19 protein-coding genes are annotated in these 19,420 nt (G+C 35.0%); 14 read left to right on the plus strand and 5 right to left on the minus strand.

Annotated elements, in window-relative coordinates; translation table 11 throughout:
- Positions 1 to 252 precede the first annotated feature (252 nt).
- The 3 genes from BC781_RS21230 to BC781_RS21240 all read left to right on the plus strand — a co-directional run bounded on the left by BC781_RS21230 (position 253) and on the right by BC781_RS21240 (position 4,125).
- Positions 253 to 906 (plus strand): trimeric intracellular cation channel family protein, encoded by a 654-nt coding sequence (locus tag BC781_RS21230; RefSeq protein ID WP_109621705.1) that lies wholly within the window; start codon positions 253 to 255, stop codon positions 904 to 906.
- 246 nt (positions 907 to 1,152) lie between these two features.
- Positions 1,153 to 2,403, plus strand: a complete 1,251-nt coding sequence (locus tag BC781_RS21235) for a carbohydrate porin (protein WP_109621707.1) — start codon at positions 1,153 to 1,155, stop codon at positions 2,401 to 2,403.
- A gap of 30 nt (positions 2,404 to 2,433) precedes the next feature.
- Complete coding sequence (locus tag BC781_RS21240; RefSeq protein ID WP_211323914.1) at positions 2,434 to 4,125, plus strand: amidohydrolase family protein; 1,692 nt, start codon at positions 2,434 to 2,436, stop codon at positions 4,123 to 4,125.
- A 359-nt stretch (positions 4,126 to 4,484) separates the two neighbouring features.
- On the opposite strand, the gene BC781_RS21245 is transcribed toward BC781_RS21240, so the two are convergent.
- Both BC781_RS21245 and BC781_RS21250 read right to left on the minus strand, forming a co-directional pair.
- Positions 4,485 to 5,678, minus strand: a complete 1,194-nt coding sequence (locus tag BC781_RS21245) for a winged helix-turn-helix domain-containing protein (RefSeq protein ID WP_109621709.1) — start codon at positions 5,676 to 5,678, stop codon at positions 4,485 to 4,487.
- 24 nt (positions 5,679 to 5,702) lie between these two features.
- On the minus strand, positions 5,703 to 6,056 hold the full coding sequence (locus BC781_RS21250; RefSeq protein WP_109621711.1) for a winged helix-turn-helix transcriptional regulator: 354 nt from the start codon (positions 6,054 to 6,056) through the stop codon (positions 5,703 to 5,705).
- 220 nt (positions 6,057 to 6,276) lie between these two features.
- Here BC781_RS21250 and BC781_RS21255 point away from each other — a divergent pair, with 220 nt between their 5' ends.
- From BC781_RS21255 to BC781_RS21265, 3 genes are all read left to right on the plus strand, one after another.
- Positions 6,277 to 7,044, plus strand: a complete 768-nt coding sequence (locus BC781_RS21255) for a type 1 glutamine amidotransferase domain-containing protein (RefSeq protein ID WP_211323916.1) — start codon at positions 6,277 to 6,279, stop codon at positions 7,042 to 7,044.
- A gap of 191 nt (positions 7,045 to 7,235) precedes the next feature.
- Positions 7,236 to 7,871, plus strand: a complete 636-nt coding sequence (locus tag BC781_RS21260) for an NADPH-dependent F420 reductase (RefSeq protein ID WP_109621713.1) — start codon at positions 7,236 to 7,238, stop codon at positions 7,869 to 7,871.
- Positions 7,822 to 8,115 (plus strand): hypothetical protein, encoded by a 294-nt coding sequence (locus BC781_RS21265; protein ID WP_211323918.1) that lies wholly within the window; start codon positions 7,822 to 7,824, stop codon positions 8,113 to 8,115. The genes BC781_RS21260 and BC781_RS21265 overlap by 50 nt, the downstream gene beginning before the upstream one ends.
- A gap of 31 nt (positions 8,116 to 8,146) precedes the next feature.
- Here the strand turns inward: BC781_RS21265 and BC781_RS21270 are convergent, their stop codons facing one another.
- The 3 genes from BC781_RS21270 to BC781_RS21280 all read right to left on the minus strand — a co-directional run bounded on the left by BC781_RS21270 (position 8,147) and on the right by BC781_RS21280 (position 10,851).
- Positions 8,147 to 9,010 (minus strand): GNAT family N-acetyltransferase, encoded by an 864-nt coding sequence (locus BC781_RS21270; RefSeq protein WP_109621715.1) that lies wholly within the window; start codon positions 9,008 to 9,010, stop codon positions 8,147 to 8,149.
- A 180-nt stretch (positions 9,011 to 9,190) separates the two neighbouring features.
- Positions 9,191 to 10,024 (minus strand): tetratricopeptide repeat protein, encoded by an 834-nt coding sequence (locus BC781_RS21275; RefSeq protein ID WP_109621717.1) that lies wholly within the window; start codon positions 10,022 to 10,024, stop codon positions 9,191 to 9,193.
- Positions 10,025 to 10,065: 41 nt separating this feature from the next.
- Positions 10,066 to 10,851, minus strand: coding sequence for a hypothetical protein (locus BC781_RS21280; RefSeq protein WP_109621719.1), 786 nt, complete (start codon positions 10,849 to 10,851; stop codon positions 10,066 to 10,068).
- Between the two features lie 250 nt (positions 10,852 to 11,101).
- On the opposite strand from BC781_RS21280, the gene BC781_RS21285 reads away from it, so the two are divergent.
- The 8 genes from BC781_RS21285 (at position 11,102) to BC781_RS21320 (ending at position 19,321) form a co-directional block, all read left to right on the plus strand.
- Positions 11,102 to 11,308 (plus strand): hypothetical protein, encoded by a 207-nt coding sequence (locus BC781_RS21285; RefSeq protein WP_109621722.1) that lies wholly within the window; start codon positions 11,102 to 11,104, stop codon positions 11,306 to 11,308.
- 387 nt (positions 11,309 to 11,695) lie between these two features.
- Complete coding sequence (locus BC781_RS21290; protein ID WP_109621724.1) at positions 11,696 to 12,835, plus strand: C45 family autoproteolytic acyltransferase/hydolase; 1,140 nt, start codon at positions 11,696 to 11,698, stop codon at positions 12,833 to 12,835.
- 142 nt (positions 12,836 to 12,977) lie between these two features.
- Positions 12,978 to 14,474 carry an amidohydrolase gene (locus BC781_RS21295; protein ID WP_158281546.1) on the plus strand — a complete coding sequence of 499 codons (1,497 nt, stop codon included), beginning with the start codon at positions 12,978 to 12,980 and terminating at the stop codon, positions 14,472 to 14,474.
- Positions 14,475 to 14,654: 180 nt separating this feature from the next.
- On the plus strand, positions 14,655 to 15,302 hold the full coding sequence (locus BC781_RS21300) for a trimeric intracellular cation channel family protein (RefSeq protein ID WP_109621729.1): 648 nt from the start codon (positions 14,655 to 14,657) through the stop codon (positions 15,300 to 15,302).
- 299 nt (positions 15,303 to 15,601) lie between these two features.
- Positions 15,602 to 16,576, plus strand: coding sequence for a linear amide C-N hydrolase (locus tag BC781_RS21305; RefSeq protein WP_109621731.1), 975 nt, complete (start codon positions 15,602 to 15,604; stop codon positions 16,574 to 16,576).
- Between the two features lie 358 nt (positions 16,577 to 16,934).
- Complete coding sequence (locus BC781_RS21310) at positions 16,935 to 18,239, plus strand: serine hydrolase domain-containing protein (RefSeq protein WP_158281547.1); 1,305 nt, start codon at positions 16,935 to 16,937, stop codon at positions 18,237 to 18,239.
- Between the two features lie 13 nt (positions 18,240 to 18,252).
- The gene (locus tag BC781_RS21315) at positions 18,253 to 18,801 is read left to right on the plus strand and encodes an HdeD family acid-resistance protein (RefSeq protein ID WP_109621736.1); all 549 of its coding nucleotides are present in this window, start codon (positions 18,253 to 18,255) and stop codon (positions 18,799 to 18,801) included.
- The gene (locus BC781_RS21320; protein ID WP_109621738.1) at positions 18,788 to 19,321 is read left to right on the plus strand and encodes a nucleotide exchange factor GrpE; all 534 of its coding nucleotides are present in this window, start codon (positions 18,788 to 18,790) and stop codon (positions 19,319 to 19,321) included. Before BC781_RS21315 ends, BC781_RS21320 begins: the two co-directional genes overlap by 14 nt.
- Positions 19,322 to 19,420 lie beyond the last annotated feature (99 nt).

Raw genomic sequence — 19,420 nt, forward strand, 5'->3', positions numbered from 1 at the left:
TCGTCAAATTAGTGATTTATAAAATGCAGTTGATAGCTAGTTACTTGCTAGACTCTATATAGGTGCAGATTATTCTTTTAAATAGTTTCTAAATTTTGTTTTCCAATTTTTTCTACCATAAATGAGAAGTGTTTGCAAGAACATTTGACGATTTTATGCAAGTGCAAAATTGAATTATGCAAATCGATAAAATCCAAGATGGAGATATTTGTCAGATCATATTAGACTTAACTTTAATCAAATAACTGACAAATGAATTCTACAGAGTTTTACTATCTATTAGGTATGATTGGTATTGTAGCCTTTGCGGTTACTGCAGTTTTAGCTGTCATCCCAAAAGGAATAGATCTCTTTGGCGCTTGTGTAATGGGCATTATTACGGCAGTAGGAGGAGGAACGATTAGAGATATGATATTGGATGTTCCTGTTTTTTGGTCTCAAGATCTCAATTACATTTGGGTATCACTCTTTGCAAGTATCATCGCTTTTTATGGATATCGATTAATGAACAAGAGGCATATCTATCAGTTGATGCTTTACCTTGATGGCTTAGGAGTTGCCATGTTTATTGTTCAAGGAGCTGATAAAGCAATCGCTTTAGATTTTGGGATGCCAGTAGGGCCCGTAATCTTAGGTTTAACTACAGCAATTGGTGGTGGCTTAATTAGAGATGTTTTAGCAGGTACCTCTACTTTACTTATGAAAAAAGATTTATATGCAGTACCACTCACGATAGGAGCAGTTTTATATATGATTTTGCTAAACGAATATCCTGATTATTCAAATATTATTGGGGTTGGATGCGCCACTTTTACCTTCATTTTAAGAGCAATTGCAATATATAGGGAGATGAAGGTTCCTAATTGGATGATGTTAAAAGCATATGCAAATGATCAAATGAAATAAAACTAATAAACTTACTTACTGATTCTCAATGTCTGCATATAACATTGAATATTTAAAGATGATAACTAGCTGAATTCTCTATTTTTTACACTTCTTTCCTCTATTATTCAGATTGTGAATTAAACATTTAAAAGTTAAATTGCTTTAGCAGAAGAATAAGCCAAAACGCTATTTCATTGCTATAAATAAGTGATTTAATCACTTTACTATCACAATCTGAACCCTAACATAACCCAAGCTCATAACATGAAATTCGCGATTTCACTACTTATCGCATTACTACTTTTTGTGACATTTCAAGGAGTAGCTCAAAATGACGCTGATACACTAAAAGATTTTACCGGACCTGCAGCCGTAGGTAATCAGTTAATAAATGATTCAAGACCAAATAGAGCTACTCGATTTTGGTACGCTTTGGATAGTTTGGATAAAAAGAAAGAGCGATTTTATGAAAGAACGGGCTTTATTGCAGGAGTTGATTACAATTCTCAAATTATGGCTGCGACCAATGTGATTGGGAATACGGTAGGAGCCAGTGGTGTTTTTCGTATTTACGGAAAATGGAATATGGTCAAACCTGGGACTAATCATGAAGGTGGTTTAATTTTTAAGGTGGAAAACAGACATCGCTATTCTGATAATGCCCTGCGAGAATATGGACCTTTAGATGTGGGCTATGCAGGTTTTATGCAATCAGTCTACAATAACCAAAGTTGGCGGGTTACGAACTTATATTGGAGACAAGTTTTAGGTGGTCAAGATAAAGTCGTCATCTATGCTGGTTTTGTAGATATTACTGACTGGACAGATGTATATGTTGTAGCAAGTCCGTGGCAAAGTTTTAATAATTTGGTTTTTGCGACGGGTTCGGGAGCTTTAGGTGGAGGTTATCCCGATGGTTCTTTTGGGGTGATGGTTAATGCTTGGCTTACAGAACAATTCTATGCAACAGCAAGTATAGTTGATACCAATGGTGATCCGACTGAATTTTGGAAAGGATTTGAAAGTTTTTTTGGTGATTTTGAAACGGTAAAAACACTTGAAGTGGGTTATACACCTAATGGACTCAGTTCTGCTTTTTTCAAAAATGCACACATTACATTTTGGCAAGTGGATAAACGAGCTGAGGGAGGAACACCCAATGGATGGGGAATTATTGGCTCATGGAGTTGGCTATACGGAAAATATCTTCCATTTGTACGCTTCGGTTGGGCAGATGATGGGCTGTCTTTTTATGATTATTCAATTAGTGCTGGTTTTGCTTACAATATCATTGGGGCGAGTAATCTTGGTGTTGGTATAAACTTGAATAAACCAAACTCATCAACATTTGGTCTTGACTTAGATACTCAATATTCGGGCGAGTTTTTCTACAAATGGCAAGCAACGCATCATTCCGAGCTTACTCCAAATCTACAGCTTATTGGAAACCCTGCCTTTAATACCAATGATAATTTTTCAGTTGTTTTTGGCCTAAGAGCTAGGGTATTCCTGTAGGAAACCTAAAGATAAACACACTTGTTAACAATGAAATTAACAAGATATACACTTATGGCTTTTCAAAAGAAAGTAATTCAACTTGCCTTTAGTTTACTTGTTGTCATTATTGTGTCTTCAACTACCTTGGTAAAAGCACAAGAATACGATTTAGTAATTTTGAATGGGCGAGTAATAGACCCTGAAACCATGTTGGATGAAATTCTCAACGTGGGTATAAAAAATGGCAATATTGCTATAATTACTCCAAAAGAAATAAAAGGAAAAGAAACAATAGATGCTAAAGATCATGTTGTTGCTCCTGGGTTTATTGACACCCATTTTCATGCCTTAGATGGATTATCTTTGAAAATGGCAGCAAGAGATGGAGTTACTACAGGAATGGATTTAGAGATAGGGGCTATTTTTGTTGATGAATGGTATAAAGCAAAAGAAAATGCTTGGCCGCTTAATTATGGAACTGGCATAAGCCATGAAGGAATTCGTATACAAGTACATGACCCAGAAACCAATTTGCCTAAATGGGCTGATGCGCCTGTACTTTTAGGGAAATTAAGAGCAGATGCATGTGCCGACGGAACTTGTGGTTGGCAAGATACACAAAGTGATGTTGAACATTTGAACCAACTACTCCAACTTGTAGATGAAGCGATGATGCAAGGAGCACTTAGTTTCAGCTCAACAGTAGGATATATGGTTAAGGGGGTTAGTACCTTAGAAATGTTTAAGATGCAAGAATTAGCAGGAGCATACGGAAGAGTTTCTACAGCTCATGTGCGTTTTCATGGTAATCCTGTAAATCCTCAAGCTCCATTGGGTACATCAGAAATTTTAGCGAATGCCTTAGCTCTTGATGCACCTTTATTATTACTACACAATAATGATTTTGGGTGGATGGAAAATGAAGAGAAGTTACAAAGAGCTAGAGAACAGGGGTTCAATGTATGGTCTGAATACTACCCTTACGATGCTGCTTCAACTTCTATTTCATCAAGTTTCTTTAAGCCAGAAATGTATAAAGGCGTATTCAATGCCGTTTATGAGGAAACAATGTATGACCCAATAGCTGATAAGTTTCTTACTGAAGAAGAATATATTAAGACCGCAAAAGCTGACCCTAGTAGATTAGTTGTTGTATTCAGTCCGAGCCGTAAAGAATGGTTGCCTAATTGGTTACGAATGCCACATATGACTGTCGCTTCTGACGCTATTTATTCGGGAAAAGGTGTAGACTCATGGGATCTACCTTATGAAATGTATCAAGGTCACCCTCGTACAGCAGGTACTCGAGCTAAAGTATTACGTTTAGGGCGAGAACAAGGCGTTCCTCTAATGTTTAGTATAGCTCAAATGTCGTATTGGCCTGCAAAACATTTAGGTGATGCGGGTTTGGAAGCCATGCAAAAGCGTGGTAGAATACAAGAAGGAATGGTCGCTGACATTACAATTTTTAACCCAAAAACGGTGACAGATAATGCTACTTATAAATCAGGAGAACAAGGGCTTCCTTCAACAGGTATACCTTATGTGATTGTGAATGGACAATTGGTAGTTAAAGATTCAAAATTTGAAAAGGTTTGGGCAGGACAAGCAATTCGATATCCAATATCTAATGAATCGAAATACGAAGCGATAAGCAAAGAGGAATGGTTAAGACATCATGCTATATCAACTTTTTCAGTACATGAGTTAGAACATGAGGATGAGGATCATAAGCATTAATTACTCATTCTAAAAACAAAGAAGTTGAGTTCAATTTTAAAAAGTGGCTATTCAGATTATAGAATAGTCACTTTTTTTACTTTGACGATTTCGTGCAACAGCTTGATCTCTTTGTGTAAGACTATTTTACAAGAATTCAAGACCTTTGTAAAGGCAAATAAGAATAATGGTTACTAAATCTAAGACTGAATAAAATTGAGAATTTTTCTAAAGAAAGGTTGAACAAAAAGGTTTGCGTATGGAATAAAATTTTGAATTCGTTCTTGGTTAAAAATAGGTAAGTAAAATGAATTAACCCCGATACTAAAGGTAGTTTCGGGGTTTTCATATATAAACTATAAGCTACTTTTTATTATTTTTCAAAACGATGGAAATATAGCCATATCTTGTAGGTCTTTTTTTATAAGATTCGGTGTTACTTGATGTAACTCAAGCTTACGACAAGCATTGAAAGTCATAAATAGTTCTACTTCTTTTTGAAAGGCAATTTTAAATTCAAGGCTTAAACTGAAGTCCGTTTCAAAAGCTAAATGTTTAATATGAAAAATGGCTGTTTTTCTCTCAGCCTTGCAATCCATTCGGGCAACTAACTTTCCATCCCAAAGGACCGGTAAGGAAAAATAACCGTATTTTCGTTTAGCTTCTGGTAAGTAACATTCAATCTTGTAATCGAAATCAAATAGTTCTAACATTCTTTTTCTCTGAATGAGAAAATTATCAAATGGCGAAAGAATTTTGACACGTTTTTTGGAAAATGATTGATTCAATAAGTCGATTGCATTTGGCAAGCTGTAATATTTAGTCCCTTTGATTTGAACAATCATAAGTTCTTTATCACTTTCCATTTCTTTCAAAATCTTTGAGACGTAGGTTTTTGTGTTTTTTAGTAAGTAGGCAATTTCGCTTGCTTGTCCTATTCCATTCGCTCTCAAATAAGATATAATCAAAAATCGGATATATTCTTCATGACTAGGTGTTTTAGTATCTATATCTGAAGGTAAAACACGTTCGGTCAGATCATACACTTTGTGAAAGTTTTTTCGAGACGAAATCATCAAATCCCCTTGCATAAAAAGGTATTCCAAAGCTCTTTTGGTAGGTTTACTAGCCCAAGCAGATTTTTTCTTGGTGCTTTCAAAATCCTTAGCCATAAGCGGACCTTCTTGCTCTATTCTTTTCAAAACTTCAGACATCAAGACTTCATCTTTATCATACCAATGTCTTTGTTTTCCTTCCCCAATAGCATGTTTTCTTATTAAAGTATATTTATAGTCACGCATTGGTAAATAAGCCGCTGCATGTGACCAATACTCAAATACTTGTCTATTTTCAACTAGGGTATCAAGATGACTACTTTGGTAATTCTCATTTCTATTCCAAAGCGTATGATGATGGGCTCTTTCAACTGCTGAAATGGTATCGATTTGGATATAACCTAAGTGCTCTATATTTGATAAAGTATCTTCGAGAGGGGATTTTAGTTTCTGTTCAGAAAGTATTTTCTGCGATTGTAGTATAATTTTTTGTGCTTCTTCTAAAGATAACTCATTCATAATTTGTTGCTAACCAAATACCACTTACTTCATTTTATGCTTAATCCCTTCTAGTTCCATAAGCTCAAGCCCATAGTTGCGTATCATTTCTATAATAGGAATGGCAGTTTTTCCTTTTTCTGTAATAGAGTATTCGACTTTAGGAGGAACTACAGGATATACCTTTCGGTTTATAAACCCTTCTTCTTCTAGTTGTCTCAATTGAGATGTGAGCATCTTGTCAGTGATATGGGGAATGTCCTTTTTTAATTCTCCAAACCTGAAAACTTTTTCTTTTAACCTCCATAGGATAGGCATTTTCCATGTTCCTCCAATTCTATCCATGGCAAACTCCACAGGATTATAATAAACTTTATTATTGTAAATGAAATCTGGCATATGTTGTTGATTTTGAGATTACTTTCAAAAAAGTAAGTACCTCTCTATTAGGTAAGTATATTGATAAACGTGATTCTTAGAAATAACTTTGTATTAACGATCAATCTAAAATACTTGAAAATGTAATTGAATACTATTATAAAGTTTTTGCTGAGGCTGTTGATTTGCAATTTGAGCCAAAACAAACATCACATTACATCACTCAAAACCTAAAAATGATATGGAAACATTAATAACAGAAAGAAACTCTTACGTACATGCTCATGGAATGCCTTTTAAAGGTAAAATATTAATGGTAGCTAGTAGCCCTACCAATTCTAAGCAAACAGGTTGGCCTATTGGTTTTTGGGCAGCTGAATTAACACACCCTCTCCATGTATTTCAAGAAGCGGGGTATGAAGTCGAGTTGGCCTCTACAGAAGGAGGTGAAATCGTAATGGATAGTTTTTCAAATCCTACTGATGAAAGTGGTTACTCAGCTCATGATGTTATCTCTCTAGGTTATTTGAATTTAGCATGGTTTAAGGAATTATTACAGCATACAAGAACGCTATCAGAGGTGAATGCTAATGATTATGATGCAATATTTTTAGTAGGAGGGCAAGGTCCTATGTACACTTTTAGAGGAAATAAAACTTTAGAAAACCTCTTTGCTAGTTTCTATGAATCAGGTAAGCCGAGTGCTGCTGTTTGTCATTCAGTTTCTCTTCTGTTAAAAGCTAAGAAAGTAGACGGTTCTCTTATTGTAGAAGGAAAAACTTGGACAGGTTTTTCTAATGCTGAAGAAGAATATGTAGATAAGGCTGTAGGTCTGAAAATACAACCTTATTGGATAGAAGAAGAGGCAAAAAAGCTTTCTAATACAATTTTTAAAGTAGCGGCTCCCTTTAGCTCATATGCCATTGAAGATGGAAACTTGATCACAGGACAACAACAAAACTCTGGGGCAGCGGCTGCAAGGTTGGTAGTAGATCAGTTAACTCAATAATTCGGTAGGAGTTCAGCTATGTCTCACCTTAGGTTCCATCACTATTTATAGAAAAAAGCACTCATGTCGTGTTTATCTGATTTGGTTAGCTGAGAAAGAAAAATAACTATGTATTTTGGTCTTTTACCATGAAGCAGACTTGTTCGATGTCTTTTGTAAACCATATTTGATTTAAGAAAAAGTATAGAATTATGAAAATAGCATTTATAGGAATAGGCAATGTAGGATTTGCTTTAGCTAATAATTTACAGAAAAAGGGTCATGAGATTACTATAGCACATAATGATGTGAATAGTACTAGCGTCAAACAAGCTAAAGAAAAAAATCCCTCTTTTTCAGTATTACCAATTCAAGAAGCGATAAATCAATCCGATATTGTTTTTCTAGCAACACCCTTCAATCTGAATTCTGATATTTTAAGTTCACTCGAATTCAAAAGTAAAACTTTAGTTGATTGTACAAACCCAGTAGGAGCAGGTATTTCTCATGGTTTAGAAAGTAAGATTTCGGGGGCTGAAAAAGTACAGGAATGGGCTAAAAATGCAAATGTTGTAAAGTCTTATACCATCTATGGTTTTGAAAACTTAGAAAATGCTAGTTTTCCAAATTATAAGGAAAAGCCAGTAATGATGATAGCTGGGAATGATGAAAAAGCAAAAAAACAAGTTGAAAAACTAAATACAGATTTAGGCTTTGAAACTTTAGATGTCGGAGATTTATCCATGTCTTTACATTTAGAGCACATGACACTGCTTTGGGTAAAAATGGTTCGAGCAAATGGTCATCATCCAAATTTTACTTGGGCTTATTTGGAACGAAAAGTTTGATGTTAATAATATAGAATACAGTAGTCAAACTCAAGAACAATCTACACATATGTATATTGATAAAGCAATCATTCAAGATGTGGGTTTAGCTCCTTGGTTGTTTAATTTATACATCGACCCTAAAGAAGAGATACCTGTTGGTCATCGGAGAAATGCATGGCTCGCTACTATGGGACAAAAATTAAAAGAACATGCTGCGACCTTTAAAAAGTATCCGCCTAAAAACATAGGTTTAGGGAATTGATATTTAATTGAAATGATGGCTTTAAACTCTATTAAATTGAAGTCATCATTTCATACTGATCGACTGTATTTTCAAATCCTAAGCTTACAATTATATCATTTAGTTGATCAGCTTCTTCAAGATTATTAAGACTAATTTTAGGTCTAGAAGGTTGAATTGTACTGAATAATTTTCCAAGCAATTGTTCAACTAATACTTTTTGATTTGTATAGTTGGGATGAATGCCAATAGCGGTAATCCAGCAAAGAACTTTTGAGTATACGATAAAACCGATACAATCATGATTATGAAAAGCGGCATAGATATTTAAATCTTTTTCAACAGCTTGTAATCCAGAAAACATATGTTCCCAACTTACAGGCTTAGTTATAAAATGCCAATATTTACCTATTTCTTCGAGTGGAATAGACTTTATAGCAAGGTTGTCTAACTCATTGATTTTTCCCTTGAAGTCGGAGACAGAAATATTGTAACATTTAAAATTTTGAACAATACGAAACCCTTCTTTTTCATAGGCTTTGATCGCCGCTTCATTAGACTGCAGAACTTCTAAGTAAAATGAATGAATTCCCTTTTCTTTAATACTCAAAAGTGACTTCTCAAACATTTTTCCAGCTATGCCTTTTCCTCTGAATGCCTTTACGACACCAGTACCTCCATCAAAAGCAACCAATTCATCATTAAGATAATCTATTCCAACATTTAAGAAGCCTACCATTTTACCATTATCAAATGCCCCAACTGAACATTCAGGAGCATTTCGACAAATTGTATTTCGGTGTTTCATCACATCAACTGTCATATAACTCATATCCAGCTCATAATCAGCAAATGAATCTTGCATACACTGTTGGACAGTTTCGATAGACACCTGATTTAGAAATTTGTATTCCATATTTTAATCGAATTGTAATGATTTTGAGAGATAATTGAAAGGCTATTCTTAAGTTTCGATTAAGATTTCTTATGTTATAAAATTTCCATGATAGAGCAGTTCTTCACCACTCCCTACAATTTCTAATTCCATTTTAGTAGTAAAGTTATGTGAGATATTGATGAAATAGAGTAGTTGATACTACCACCTTACTTGATAAGGATATCTTTCATAAATAGCATTGTCTTCATTTAAAGTATATCCATTTGAGCCATTAGTCTGTGCTTCTTGATATACTTGTTTAGCATTATCCAATCTTTCTAGTTTAACTAAACAAAAGGCTTTGTAATATTGAACATCAGAAAATTCAGGGTAGATTTTTAAGGCTGAATCAAAGATTTCGTTGGCTTCTTGATACTTACCTAATTCATATTTGCTTATCCCATAATAAAAAAGGTCAACGGGATGTAGCCAAGTCGAATCATGTGCTGAAATTTGTTTTTGGTAGTCAGCTTCGAAGACTTCTTCGGCTTTCTGAAATTCATCAAGTTGTAGATACGATACACCAATGTAAAAATCATAGGTATGATCCATGACGTAACCATCGCCATAGCGTTGTTTATAGTCTTGAAAATCAGAAATAGCATCTCTATAAGTTTTGGCAAAAATGCATTTAATAAAAGCACGATAGTCTTGCCAACGTTTTCTGTCATACTTTACCGCCTTATCTATATAATCCATACCTATTTCATATTTTCCTTGCTTGAATAATGGCATGGCTTTTTGTTGCCATAAGTATGCAATAGTGGAATCTTCTGCTAATCCTTTGTCTAATATCGCTTGCCTTTCTTGAGAATATAATGGATGTTTATTAGCTCCATTTACGACATATTTTTCAATAATAGCTTCTTGTTGTTCGCTCAATTCTGCATTAGCTTCTAGTACTTTCTCTTCTTTGTCTTTAGTATTGCTACAACTAGTAAGGTGAAAAGCAATTAATGATAGAGGGAGCAATAAATAGTTTAAAAATTTCATAATCTCAGTTAGCAATTGTTTAAGTTAGTGTATAAAATAATTTAGCGAGAGTTGTTTATTATTTCAACATACCTTCCACTCATCCACCCAAGCCACTTTCTATTTCTTAGTGAATTATAACTATGATAACCTTCCTCAGAAAGTGGGTTTTCCATAAGAACAAAATACCATTGTCTTCCAGTATCATCTTTTTTAGAATCAAGTACATGTCCAATATCTCCTTGCGAATATTCCGCAATTACATTTCCTTGGTCATAATCACTGTGGAGGTTATCGTTAATAATTTCTGGGGTCGCTCTCAGTTTGTAAGGAGTGTTTTTTACTCGTATGCTAAATTTATAATTGAAATCTTTAGGTATTTCTGTTGCATCAAGGAAATTATATTCTATTCCTTCTATGATCTCATAGTTTATATAAGTCCATATCTGATAGAAGTTGTGTGGATCAGCGCAGCATCCATATTGAATAAAATGGATCTCTGTAGGAGAATAAGGGAATTTCTTTTCAATTTTCTCGATACACCCAGCACTGCTAATAATATTTTCGAAGCCTAAGCCCGTATTTATCCAAATACTTACAATATCGCTTTCTCCACCTCCAGGTCCTTCATAAATAAAGTCAACTAAAGTGTCGGAGTTAAAATAATAGGGATTAAAATATGAATAATATTTCTCAAGACTCATCTGACCCTCTTGAACAAGCCAATTAGGTTTAATCTTTTGTAGTAGTTCAGACTTTGTTTTTTTACCAATTGAAATAGAATAAGTCTGTTGAGCAAAAGATTGATGAAAAAGAATACAAAAAAATATTACTAATAAGGCTTTCATGATATTGTTAAAAAGAATTATACCTTCTTTTTATAGTAGACAAAGTTTTAGGTATTAAAAAACAATTGAATTAAATGAAAATAAGTTAGATATGAAAGGATGTGATGTTAACCGTAAAGCTTTTAAAAAGTATTTCTACTGAAACAGTAAAAATAATTGATTTGAAGGAATGGTATAATTCTTTAGCAAAAACGTATAAAGCTTTTCTTTTTAGATCATCCATATTTGTATCATCAAAACGAAGTAATGGATGCTAACAAATGAAAGCGTAATCAATTACTTCAGACTTTCATTCAAAAATGATGTAAATATGATTTCTATCAATAATGACACTTTAGTTTTAGATAAAAGTCAAGAGACGCTATTTGTATTTAAGTATGTGAAAGAGATGGGTGAGAAAGCCCTGATCACAATTTCCAATCCATTGATTATAGAGAAAGTGAAAGGGACTAAATAGTATAGAACTTTCAACGTCTAATTCTTAAAAATCAAATTGATTTTTTTGTATAAACACTTGAACAGGGCATATAAATAATTCTAGTAGCAATTGTCGACCTTTGTATCAAGCTAATTAAGTATGCTAGTCGACAAACGTTTTAAATAGTTGACTCTTAAAGAAATTGAAATGTTTTGCGTTATGGCTTACGTTAGTTGGTAATACAAAATAGTTTTTGACTACACATTTCAGCTTGAGGTTGTAACATCATCATTATAGATGATCATTCATAGCATAATGTGTTGTCAGCCAAAAATGATCTATAAAATTTACAAGATATATTCATCAATTTATTCAATGAAGAAAGAATTTAATTGATGAGCAAAAATTAAAAAACACTTTAAAGATATGAAACTAGTAAACGAATCAGGATTAGGGAAATTATTCGATGCAAATGGTTTTCCAGTAGTAGTACTTGAAGGAACATCTTACGAAATGGGCTATCAGTATGGTGCTCTTATGGTAGAACATATGCAAAGAATTTGGGATGTTATTGTTCAGCCGAATATAAATTCTGGAGCATTAGATGCGGAAGGAATTGAAATGTGGCATAAACGTGCATATGATACTTGTTCAACAAGAACACGTCTTTGGTTTGATGGTGTAGCAGCAGGGGCAGGTTGGCGTATTGAGAACGTTTGTATGCTCGATCATATATTTGAATACCTTATTTATCAAATGAAATTACATTCATTTGCAGGATGTACTTCCATTGCAGCTTGGGGTAAGAATTCAGAAGATGGTAATGTATATATTGGTCGTAACCTAGACTGGGGACCAGATTTCAATAAATTTGCACAGGTTCTTACGGTTCGTAAACCTACAGATGGTTCTTATAAGTCTGCAAGTTTGTCATGGCCGGGTATTTCATGTGCGGTTTCTTCTCTAAATGAGAAAGGTGTTTACCTTGATGTCCATGATGGTACAAGTATGGGTGGTTCATTGGTTTATAAAGATCGTCCATCTTTAATGAACCTTCTACAAGATATTATGAATGATGCTCCTACAAAAGATTCATTGGTTTCTCGCCTAAATGGTATGAATAATAGCTTATCATTAATCCTTACGGTTGGAGATGAGACTTCGGTTGAGTCAGTAGAGTGTTCGTCGTTAGGCGGTAATAGATTAAGATCAGCACAAGGGGAAAGTTATGTGGTTGTAAACTCATTCCTTGAAAAAAGTTGGGGACTTGGTCAAAGAGAAACAGTTAGTAATTCACTAAGAAGATATAGTAACATGACTGACCGACTTGCTGAAAATGAAGGTAAAATAAATGCCTCACTGACAAGAGATTTGATGGATTTGAGACTCTTCAATGAAGATGGAAGTTTCTCAGTTGGTTGTACTAAACCAACAAAACAAGATGCTGATTTAACGAACCACCAGATCGTTACTGATGTAGCAAATCGAAAAATATGGTTGAAAATTCCTGTACCAGAATATTTTATTGAATGGACAGAAATTGATCTTAACGAACTTTGGAAATAATTCCTTCTCTCTCAGGTCAACTCACAATTTTACTTTTAGTATACAAGTATTTATAATCTAGTACGCATTCAGACTAGATCAACCATTCGTCTTCTGTTGATTCATATGAATGGTCAACAGAAGACATTTTCCAAAAACAACAATGAAAAAATTTATATTGGCACCATTCCTCATGGGGCTTTTTGGCCTTGCATCTGCACAAGACTCAGAGGAGAAGGTATTAAATGCGGTCTCAATTCAAACAGAGACAATTGAAGAGGTTTCTCAAACACTTTGGGACCTTTCAGAGATTTCACTTCATGAAAAGCAGTCCTCAGAATATCTGATGGAAGTTTTATCTGATAACGGTTTTAAGATTGTAGAATCTGGAGTAGCAGGAGTGCCTACTGCTTTTATCGCAGAATATGGTTCTGGAGAACCAAAACTAGGAATTATGCTAGAATATGATGCACTTCCTGGGCTTGGAAATAAAGCTGTGCCAGAAAAGGAATCAAGAGAAGATGGAGTTACAGCGGGACATGGTTGCGGTCATAACCTAATTGGAGCTGGAGCAATGGGAGCGGCGCTAGCCTTAAAAGAAATGATGGTCGAAAATGGAACTCCAGGTACTTTACGAGTTTATGGTGGAGCTTCAGAAGAAACTGAAGGAGCCAAAGTTTATATGGCACGTGAAGGGAAGTTTGATGATCTAGATGCAATGCTCCATTGGCACCCTACAGAATATAATGCAGTGATTAACGTGCGTTCATCAGCTCAACAGCAAATTTATATTGATTTCAAAGGGAAAACAGCTCATGCTGGAGATTCTCCTTGGTTAGGACGTAGTGCTTTAGATGCCGCAGAATTATTCCTTAGTGGAGTGAATTACATGAGGGAGCATGTAAAACCTACAGCACGCATTCACTATGTAATTAGAAACGGAGGACAGTCTCCAAACATTGTCCCAGATGAAGCTACAGTTCAACTTACCTTCCGTGAGGAAAATAGAGCTGATGTTGAAGCTGGTGTAGCATGGTTGGAAGAAATAGCAGAAGGAGCAGCCCTTATGACGCAAACAAAGTCGTATTTTATGCCATATTTTGGAATGTATGATTTGTTACCTAACACACCACTAGCCGATAGAATGCAAAAATATCTAGAGTTGGTAGGCGCTCCTGAGTTTACAGATGAAGAACAAAAATTTGCGACTGATTTACAGGAATCTGCTGAAGTTGAGCCTACAGGTATGACTGATTGTGTTTTACCGCTTCTAAATGAACCTACTGCAGGAGGTAGTACTGATGTTGGTGATATTAGCTGGATTGTTCCTACCATGGGACTTTCAATATCGAGTATTCCTCAAAACATTGGTTTACATACTTGGATGGCAACTGCAAGTCATGGTACATCAATTGGGAAGAAGGCTGCAGTAACAACATCTAAAGTTCTTGCTTTGGTAGGTTGGGATATCTTGACTGACCCTGAGTTTAGAAAGCAGACGAAGGAAGACTTTATGAAACGCACAGAAGGATTTGAATATAAATCTCCTCTGCCAGATTTCATAAAAGAGCCAGTGACTTTGCCTGACGTTGACCGAAAACATGGAAGTAGCTCAGAGTTTAAGGAGATAATCTTTAAAGAAATGGATGAAAAAAAGTAAATATCAGAACCACTTAATATAGAGCCTTAAATCATAATTAATCATATCGTTTATAGGTCAACTGACTAAACGTGTTTAATTATATAGTGTGAATTTTGTTGAGACTTGCAAATTGGCTCAATGCAAGTCTCTTCTTTCCCCAAAGAATTAATTAGTTACAAATTGTAAAAAAGAACTGGAATGGAAACTCAACTTACGACAAGTATATTGGCCATAATGTATTTTGGAGATGTAGTTTTTGCAATTAGTGGTGCTTTAACTGCAGCTCGTTATAAAATGGACTTTTTAGGATTTGTTTTAATCGGTACCATAACCGGAATAGGTGGAGGAACAACACGAGATTTATTATTAGGGAGAACAGTTTGGTGGACTCAAGACCCCTTAGAGCTTATTTTATGTATCGTATTTTCTCTGATTACATATTTTTGGATAACGACTGACATTACTCGTAAAAAAGCAATGATTTGGTCAGACACCTTAGGATTAGCAGCTTTTTCAGTAGTCGGTTGTCATATTGCATTAGCATTTGGAGCACCATTTATCATCGCTGTCTTTATGGGGATGGTCACGGCAACAGGAGGTGGTGTGATTAGGGATGTGATAACCAATCAAACGCCAATGATTATGAGAGGTCAATTGTATGCAAGTGCTGCGCTATTAGGATCTTTATCATATGCGACACTTATGTATTTTGAACTGACAGAAATTCATGCAGAAATCATTGCGCTCCTTTTAGCTTTATCGCTCCGTACTCTAGCAGTTGTATATGATATACAAATGGGACCTCCTGGTGAATTTCTCAGAATCGGAAAAAAAGAATCTAAATAGAGGCATTCTCTACGTATTAATTGGGGTAAATGATCATGATTACACTAGCATAAATAAGATACTTAATATTAAAGCGTGATTTGATCAGATGGTATAAAATCTTGAATCGCTTGTATAAATAATTTGTTGATGTAATAACGAACTTTGTATTAAGAAATTAAGGAAATGCATTAGTGTACTATAGCAGAAATGCATCAGAATCAGGATATAAAAATTAAGTCTTAATGAAAGGCTAGTACAAAATATAACTTTAAACAATTCGGCTAATAGGCCATACAACATAATAATTTTCAGAAAATATGTGTACAAGAATTTTATATAAAACAGGTAGAGAGCAATTTGTAACTGGACGCGGAATGGATTGGAACGATCCAAATTTGGTATCTAATTTATGGGTGTTTCCTAAAGGTTTAAAACGTGATGGTGGAACAGGTGAAAATGCAATAACTTGGACTTCTAAATATGGCTCAGTTGGGGTAAGTTTCTACGATGTAGCTAATTCAGATGGTATAAATGAAAAAGGTTTTGTTGTTAATGCACTTTATCTAGCAGAGGCAGAATATGGGGATGTTGCCGAACGAGGAAAACCTACCTTATCTATTGGTGCTTGGGCACAGTATTTTATTGATAATTATGCCACAGTAGCAGAAGCTGTAGAGGATATGCAAGATGATCCTTTTACCGTAGTGGCTCCTCTATTACCAAATGGTAGACCAGCTTCCGTTCACTTATCTATCTCAGACCCTAGTGGAGATTCGGCAATCTTCGAATATGTAGAGGGAGAATTAACAATACACCACAGTAAAGATCATTTAGTGATGACAAACTCACCTTTGTATGATGATCAATTGGCGATTGAAAGATATTGGAAACTAATTGGGGGAAACAGAATGCTTCCTGGGACAATTAATGCTGCTGATCGTTTTGTCAGAGCAAGTTATTTCCTAGAGAGTTCTCCAAAATATGAAGATACCCAAATGGCAATTTCATCAGTATTCTCTCAAATGCGTTCTATTGGCGTTCCTCTAGGAATGGCAGATCCAGATCATCCAAATATCTCTGCAACATTGTGGAGAACAATTTATGATCATGAGAACAATATTATGTACTATGAATCTGCACAGAGACCATACATTTTTTGGGTAGACCTATCTAAGGTTGATCTCTCAGAAGGAGCCGATGTGATGAAATTGGAAACGGCAACTTCAGAGGAACTTGCAGGAGATGTTTCTGGAATGTTTAGTAAATCAGAGCCTTTTAGTTTCTTGGCCTAAAATATTCTAATTCTTTGGTTGATGATAAGTATTGTCTCAACCAAAGAATTTTTTCATTTAAGATAAGTCCTAGTTTGATTCTTTTGTGTAACAGCTTGCCTTTCTTATGCAAGTAAATCTAGGACTCAAAGCCGATATTTGTATAAAGCTGTTTTAAAACAAAAAATAGTATCAGAACGCTTATGTGAAAGTGTATAGATACGTTAGGTGATTTTGAGAAATGTCGCTTATGAACTATAGAAGTATGAGCTAATAATAGAATAGGAAGATGAACTCTGATAAACAAACTAAAAAAATATTTCTTTATAGTGCATTATTTGCTCTAGTTATGTCATGTAACAATACACGAGTAAATAAAATGAATGAAACGGGAGAGCCAGAAATGAAAGAAAAAAAAGAAACAACCCAAGTTTTTACGAGTGGTATAACTGAACAAACCACACCTTTATCTAAAACTAAAAAGAACTTATCTTGGCAAGAAATTAAAACAATCAAAGATCGTTACAATACCACGAATTGGCAATCAGCAGGCGATGATGGTGTATATATAAATTCACATTTAAATGAATTTCTAAATGTCGATATCGCCATGCCTACACATCAGGAAAAACAGCTGAAACGCAACATCAAATCTGAACTAGGTAATATCAAATTCAAATTGCAGGATGGTACAGAGACTCCAACCTTAAACGAATACCTAGCAGACGATTATAACCGAGTGCAAGGTATTATTATGGCTCACAAAGGTAAGGTCATCTTTGAATCATATCCTGGAATGAATCCAACGGATTATCACATTTGGATGTCTGCGTCAAAAACTACTGTAGGCACGCTTTGTATTCTTTTAGAGAAGGAAGGTAAAATGGATCTTGAAAAACCACTTCCATTTTATGCTACAGCGCTTAAAGGCACAGCTTGGGATAAAGTTTCTGTTAAAAATGCCCTTAATATGGCCACAGGTCTTGATCTAGAAGAAACTACAGCAGCTTTTTCAGACCCTAATAGTTGGATTGAGCAATTCTTTGCGACTCTATTTTCAAAAGATGCTGGAAACAAATGGTTAGATATTTTGAAAGAAGTTCAACCTATAGAAGGTGAACAAGCAGGAGAACGATTTAGATATTCTACAGCGATCACTCAAGCACTTACTTTAGCTATTCAAGGGGCGACGGGAGAATCTTACAAAGATGTATTTAATCAGAAAGTATGGTCTCAGTTAGGTGTAAGTAATCCATTTATGGTGGGACAGACAGCGGATGGTTTTGCAGTAGCTGGAGGAACCGTATATACAACCATAGAAGATGCCTTAAAGTACGCAATGATGTATACACCAAGTTGGGACAAGGTTTCAACCAATCAAGTGATTACTCCAGAGATTCTTGAAAGAATTAGAACTCTTGGAGATCCTAGAGCTTATGTAGCCTGTGAAGAAGAGGCTTACAGCATAGAATGGACAGGTGAAAGAGCTGAAAGAAACTCAGCACAATGGGATCATGTATGGGCTGATGGTGCTATGTTTAAACATGGTAATATGCATCAAGGAATTTATGTAGATGCTGATCGTGATTTCTGTGCATTTGTATTTTCAACATGCCCGAATGAGCGTTCAGATAAAGCTCCTGGCTTTATGAGAGCCGTAGCTAAAAAGGTTGCAGACAAATAATTAAACATTTTAAATGATGAATAAAGCAACTAAATATTGGTGGGCCTTTTTTCTCAAAGGGCTTATTCTAATTCTTCTTTCAATTTTCGTATTCCAACACCCTCTTGATGCCTTATTAGCTTTAGGGCTATATATAGGACTTAGTACTACATTTATGGGAGCTGTGTATATTATGGGGTTCCTTTCTGGTGTCAAAAACTCACCGAATTGGTGGTTTCTTCTTGCCGGTCTTTTAGATATTGTATTTGGTTATGTTATTCTAACCAGTCCTTTTATTACAGCATCGGTATTGCCTTTTGTAGTCGGGATTTGGATTATTGTGTCTGGTATCTTGGCTATAGTAGAGGCCTTTCAAAGTAAAAAAGAAAATGGTAATCCATGGTGGTTGAATTTATTAAGTGGTATCATTTCCATTTTTCTGGGATTCATCATCACCAATGATTTATTGGCAGGGACGATAGCCATAACTGTATTGATGGCTTGTGCACTCATTTCATCAGGTATTTTAAATATGGCATTAGGGTATAAATTAAGAAAACAAAAATCAGATGATGATCGATAATCAAAATAAATTCAATAATGAAGGTTCAACTTTTCAGATGAATGAGCCTAAGCTAGTGGAAAAGGAGTTGGCTGACTTAGCTATTGAACTTTATGAGTCGCAACAAAAAATATTGCGATTAAGAGCTGAAATGGAAAACCAAAAGAAAAGGCTAGAAAAGGAAAAAGAAAGAGTTAAAGAAATGGCTGCTTTTAGTTTTATTTCTAGTATCCTTCCTGTGAAAGACAGTATGGAGAAAGGCATTGATATTACTTATATGGAAGATGAGAATATAAAAGCTGAAGATTTATTCAAAGGAATGACAACGACTCTCAGAGTACTAAATAATGCATTTGAGCAAGCTGGGATTCAAGAAATAAACCCAATAGGAGAATTCTTTGACCCAGAAATGCATGAGGCTATGACTGTAAGGAAAGTTGATGGTGTCTCTCCAAATAAAGTGATTATGGTTTACCAAAAAGGCTATATGCTTCATGGACGATTAATAAGACCCGCCCGTGTACAAGTCTCAACGTTATAAAAACTATACACAATTTCAAAGCACTAGATCTGACAAGTGAAGAATGTTTTTTACGTTTAGATGAACTTCAAAACAATGCTTCAGAAGAAATGTATTTGA

This window comes from Sediminitomix flava (genome assembly GCF_003149185.1).
Taxonomy (GTDB): Bacteria; Bacteroidota; Bacteroidia; order Cytophagales; family Flammeovirgaceae; genus Sediminitomix; species Sediminitomix flava.